At 43.0% G+C, this 1,354-nt stretch carries 1 protein-coding gene; it reads left to right on the forward strand.

Going from position 1 to position 1,354, the window contains the following annotated elements:
* A partial coding sequence (locus DWY55_RS21725) for an IS66 family transposase (protein WP_243633690.1) occupies positions 1-1,354 on the forward strand: 1,354 nt, incomplete at both ends.

Consider the following 1,354-nt stretch of genomic DNA (forward strand, 5'->3'; position numbering starts at 1 on the left):
AAGTGATGCCATGAAGCTTGTTTTGGAGGATTTTATGGCTCAGATGAAGGATCTGAAGGCTCAGGTGTCCTCTATGGAATCGAAACATGCTGACCTTGAAAATCGGTTATCGGAAGAGCATAAACTTCGCAAATCGGCTGAGCGTAAGATAAAATCACTTCAAGAAAAACTTGATTATGCCCATCAGGAACGTTTTGGTGATAGACGTCAAAAGATACAATCTAAAGCTAAAACAAGTGATTCAGACCGCCGGAAGGAGAAGGATGATTATGATGGAACCGATGATACGCTTCGTACGGATTCGGTTGATCATGCTCCATCTCAAGAGGTAAAAGAGTCTTCCAGGAAAGAGCGTGATTTATCCAATCGCCCTGACGGTTATAAAAGGATGGGAGTAGTTGGAGAGGCTACAGAGCATCCTTCCGATTTGACAAAGGTTCCCGGTCGCCTCATTGAAAGAAGAATGGTACGGGTATTCAGTTTTCGTACTTTCCTGACGGAAGAATGTTTTGAGATGGTTCATTATGCAGAGCCTGGTAAAAAGCCGAAGTGGGGCTATTTCCCTTCTGAAGGCCATCCGGAGGTAGTAACCAGTTTTGAAGGCACTAGGGCCACTCCTGAATTTCTGCAGGCTATTGCCTATGAAGTTTATGTAAAGAATGTGACTTTTGGTCTTCTTCACCAATGGCTGACAGATATGGGCATGACCATTTCTAAAAACACGTTGCGCAACTGGCTTAAGAAAGGTAAGACATACCTGGACGAACTGGTTTGTGTATTGAAGTCTATAGCTTTGGAAAAAGATTCGATTGTGAACTGCGATGAGACCTGGTGTAAAGTGCGCAAATACGATCACTATAAGAAGTGCTACATTTGGGTTCTGGTCAACAAGGCTCAGAAAACAGCCATTTTCTTCTATGAGAATGGCTCGCGCGGTCGTGAGGTACTTACAGACTTTTTGGGTGATGCAGAATTGAAGAGTATCATGTCCGACGGATACAATGCTTATGTGTTTATCGGCAATGATCTGAAATCAGCCCGTTTTAAAGATACTGTACACCAAGTTTGTATGTCTCATGCCAAAAACAAGTTTGTCAAGGCTTCCAATCAGGGTGGTGAACCGACTGCAGAACGCTTTTCCGAAATTTTAAAGGAGTTCTTTATGAGGGAGCGTAAATACGATGATGCCGGATTAACTCCAAAAGAAAGGTTTCGGGAAAGGCAAAGTCTGGAAACGAAGGAACTCCTGATAGAATTGCGCAGTCAGTTGGACAGTGAACTGTTAAAGGATTCAGAATTTAGAAGTCAGTATTATAGGGAAGCTCTCAATTATCTGAACCGGTTCTGGAAAGAG

It is taken from the genome of Bacteroides sp. AF25-38AC (genome assembly GCF_003602995.1).
GTDB lineage: Bacteria > Bacteroidota > Bacteroidia > Bacteroidales > Bacteroidaceae > Bacteroides > Bacteroides uniformis.